Origin of the sequence: Myxococcus sp. CA039A (assembly GCF_013336645.1) — a bacterium.
In the GTDB taxonomy this organism is placed as follows: Bacteria; Myxococcota; Myxococcia; order Myxococcales; family Myxococcaceae; genus Myxococcus; species Myxococcus llanfairpwllgwyngyllgogerychwyrndrobwllllantysiliogogogochensis.
The window spans coordinates 1-3,827 of sequence record NZ_JABUMQ010000549.1; the positions used below are offsets into that span (position 1 = coordinate 1).

Below are 3,827 nucleotides of genomic sequence, written 5' to 3' on the forward strand. Positions count from 1 at the left end.
CAGTTGTGTATAAGAGACAGCTGCTGGCCGCCGCGGGGGGCGTGTCCAGCTTCGCGCCGGCCGGAGGGTTGGAGGGCTCGGGACCGATCTTCGCCGCGGGGGTGTCCGTGGGCGCGCCCTTGGGGGGCGGCTGCGCATCACCGGTCGGCTTCTTCGTGTCGTCGTTGCTCACTGCTCGACCTCGCCGCCAATCATGTTGATGGTGTCAAACGTGGGGATGAGGTCCGCCAGCATCTTCCCCTCGATGATATGGGGCACCGCCGCGAGCACCGGGAAGCCCGGGGCGCGCACATGGACCTTGTACGGACGACCGCGCCCGTCGCTCACCAGGTACCAGCCCAGCTCGCCGTTCGAGGCCTCGGTCGCGTCGTAGCACTCGCCGGGCGGCACCTGGATGCCCTCCATGACGAGCTTGAAGTGCGCCATCACGCCTTCGATGGTGCCGTAGACCTCCGGCTTGGGCGGCAGCGCGATGCGCCAGTCATCCACGATGATGGGGCCTGCGGGGATGGTCTCCAACGCCTGGCGGATGATGCTGATGGACTGACGCATCTCCTCCATGCGGACGAGGTAGCGGTCGTAGTTGTCGCCGTGCTCGCCCACCGCGACGCTGAAGTTGAAGCGCTCGTAGACCCAGTACGGGTGCGCCTTGCGCAGGTCGTGGTCGATGCCGCACGCGCGCAGCGCCGGGCCCGTCCAGCCGTAGTCGATGGCGTCCTCGGCGCTGATGACGCCGGTGTTCTTGGTGCGGTCCACGAAGATGCGGTTGCGCGTGAGCAACCCGTCCATCTCCACCAGCAGCTCCTCCGTGCGGGTGAGCGTCTTGTGGACCTTGTCCGCCCAGCCCTCGGGCAGGTCGCGGTTGATGCCACCCACGCGGCCGAAGCTGGTGGTGAGGCGCGCGCCGGTCAGCTCCGTGACGCGGTCCTGGATGAGCTCGCGGGCCTCCATGCCGTAGAGGAACGGCGCGAAGCCGCCCATCTCCAGGCCGGTGGCGCCCACGCACGTCAGGTGGTCCGTCAGCCGGTGCAGCTCGCTGCCGATGACGCGGATGTACTGGGCGCGCTCCGGAATCTCCAGGCCGATGAGCTTCTCCACGGCGTTGAGGAAACCGAAGTTGTTCATCATCGCGGACAGGTAGTTGAGCCGGTCCGTGTACGGCAGGCACTGCGTCCAGGTGACGTTCTCGCAGCTCTTCTGGAAGCCGCGGTGCAGGAAGCCAATCTCGGGGTCGATCTTGACGATGGTCTCGCCGTCCAGCTCCACCTTCAGCCGCACGGTGCCGTGCGTGGCCGGGTGGGACGGGCCCATGTTGATGACCATGTGCTTGCTTTGGAGGTGGGCCTCCAGCTCCGAGCCCTCCGGCGGCAGCGAGCCGTCGGTGTCCGGATTGTGGCCCTTCGCATCAAACGTGTGGCTGTCGGCCATGGTGTCTGTCGTCCTCAGGAGTGCCCGCTGGTGCCGGGACCGCGGAAGATGTCCTTGATGGGGCGCTCAGGGATGAGCGGCTGCCGGTCTCGCAGCGCGTAGTCCTTGCGCAGCGGGTGGCCCTGGAACTCGTCGTACAGGAGGATGCGGCGCAGGTCCGGGTGGCCTTCGAAGCGGATGCCGTAGAAGTCGAAGGTCAGGCGCTCCCACCAGTTGGCGCCCCGAAACAGCGGCACCAGCGTGGGGATGACTGGCTGGTGCTCGCTCACGCGCACCTTGAGCCGCACGTGCTCGTGGCGCTTGAACGAGTAGAGGAAGTAGACGACCTCGAAGCGAGGGTCGTTCTCCGCCAGGTGCAACCGGTCCACGCCGTCGATGGAGCCGAAGAGCTTGAACTCCAGCTCCGCGTCGTTCTTGAGGAACGCGGCGACCTTCGGGAGCGAGTCGGGATGGATCACGGCCCAGGCGCCACCGGCCCGGTCCACATAACGCTCCACCACCGCCTCGGGAAAGTGGGCGGAGACCCTGTCCAACGCGAAAGTGCTCAAGGGGGACCCAATGACTGAGGGAGAAGAATCCGCGGCTTTATAAGGAGCCCAGAAGGGGGGCGTCAACGTAAACCCTCAACCATGTAGGCCACTTAGGAAGCCCAGAAGCCCGCGTTGCGCACGCGGCGTCCGAGCGGGCGTGTGGATCGGTGGAAGGGGAGGAATTCAGGCCGCCGAGCCCGGGGACCCCACGAGGGCGGGGGCCGTCGCCAGGGGGACGAAGGTGGCCACCGGCCGGCTCTTGCCAGGCACGAGCGCCTGGGTGATGGCCTCCCAGTGGAAGAGGGGGCCCGCCTGGTCCCGGGTGGCCTCCGAGACGAGCACCGGGACGCCCACCCGCTTGGTCAGCCCCTCGATGCGGCTGGCCAGGTTCACCGTGTCGCCAATGGCGGTGTAGTCCAGGCGCCGGGCGGTGGAGCCGATGTTGCCCAGGACGACGGGGCCGGTGTGGACCCCCACCCCCATCCGCAGGGCCGGAGCCCCCTGGAGCGCCCGGTCCGCGTTGAAGTCCTCCAGCTCCCGCACCATCGCCAGGGCGCAGCGCACAGCGCGCTCGGCGTGCTCGGCGTCCGCCAACGGGGCCCCGAAGTACACCATGAGTGCGTCCCCGATGAACTTGTCGAGCGTTCCTCCATGGCGGAATACCACCTCCACCATCCGGCCATAGTAGGCGTTGAGGAGCTTGACGACCTCGCCCGGGGGGAGCCGCTCGCTCATCGAGGTGAAGTCGCGGATGTCGGCGAAGAGGACGGTCACCTCGCGCAGCTCCGGCTCCGGGGAGGCGAGGCGCTGGAGTCGTTCCGCGACGGCGGGGGCGAAGTAGCGGCCGAGGCGGGCGCGCTTGAGCTCCTCTTCTGAGACGGCGGCGGAGAGCGCGCGGATGCGGTTGAGCAGGTGGCGGGCGCCGGCGGCGGCCACGGAGAGCATGACCACCGAGGCCAACTGGGCGCCGATGCCGATGCCGGCCTGGTGCTGGAGCGCCATCTCCGCGACGGCGGCGAAGGCGGTGACGACGAGCGTCACGGTGTTGCGCAGCGACAGCGCCGCGAGGATGACCAGCACCGCGAAGATGCCGAGCGTGAAGCCGGCGACGCCCCCGGGGGAGGGCGACACTGGAATCGCGTGGCTCTGGATCCAGTACACCGCCGGCACGTCGATGAAGGCCACGGACAGGCCGGCCCAGCGCACGGCGCGGGGCGAGCGGGCCACGGCCACCCACACCGCCGCGGTGCAGAGCCAGTAGACGGAGAGGGGGCGGAGGTACTCGACCCAGTCCGCCTTGCCCACGCCCAGGCCCAGACAGGCCGACATCACGAGCATGACGGTGACGGCGACGAAGCGAATCCTCGAGAGCTGGCGCGCGTTGCGTCGCCGCTCGTCGTCGAGGGCCCGGTTCACCGAGTCCTGGATGCCTTCTGGCGCGTTGGACCTCAGGCCCTCACCCCCCATCCCAGGCTCCACGGGTCGACTTCCGCAGCACGCACATCTTGCACCGTCTGGACCGCGCTCGCACCTTCCGGGCCGGAAAGGGTCCTTGCCTAGCGAGCCTGTCGCGTTGCGGTATACACGCGGATGCATGGCTGAGTCCGTTCCTCCTCATCCGTTCCGTTCGCTCGGTTGGCGCCTCGTGCTGGGCGCGGGCCTGGGGTTGGTGTTGTTCGCTGGAGAGTCCTGGCTGCTCTTGCGCTCGGGGCTGGTCGGCGTGGACATCCCCGTGGACGGGCCCTACGCGGCGCTGGCGGCGGCGGTGAGGCCGGTGCTCCCGGGCCTGCTCCTGCGCGTGGCGGCCGTCTACCTGGTGGCGGGGATGGTGCTCGCGGGCGTGGCGTGGGGGCTCGCTCGCGTCTGGGG

Annotated in this window: 3 protein-coding genes and 1 pseudogene; 1 reads left to right on the forward strand and 3 read right to left on the reverse strand. The window is 69.0% G+C overall.

Features of this window, described 5'->3' with window-relative positions; translation table 11 throughout:
- Positions 1 to 168 precede the first annotated feature (168 nt).
- The 3 genes from nuoD to HR086_RS45410 all read right to left on the reverse strand — a co-directional run bounded on the left by nuoD (position 169) and on the right by HR086_RS45410 (position 3,425).
- Complete coding sequence (gene nuoD, locus HR086_RS45400) at positions 169 to 1,428, reverse strand: NADH dehydrogenase (quinone) subunit D (RefSeq protein WP_141648282.1); 1,260 nt, start codon at positions 1,426 to 1,428, stop codon at positions 169 to 171.
- 14 nt (positions 1,429 to 1,442) lie between these two features.
- Entirely contained in the window at positions 1,443 to 1,961 is a 519-nt protein-coding gene (locus tag HR086_RS45405; protein ID WP_174468770.1) for an NADH-quinone oxidoreductase subunit C, read from the reverse strand.
- 180 nt (positions 1,962 to 2,141) lie between these two features.
- Positions 2,142 to 3,425 carry an adenylate/guanylate cyclase domain-containing protein gene (locus HR086_RS45410; RefSeq protein WP_174468769.1) on the reverse strand — a complete coding sequence of 428 codons (1,284 nt, stop codon included), beginning with the start codon at positions 3,423 to 3,425 and terminating at the stop codon, positions 2,142 to 2,144.
- A gap of 127 nt (positions 3,426 to 3,552) precedes the next feature.
- On the opposite strand from HR086_RS45410, the pseudogene HR086_RS45415 reads away from it, so the two are divergent.
- A pseudogene (locus HR086_RS45415) lies at positions 3,553 to 3,827 on the forward strand (sulfatase); the annotation flags it as partial.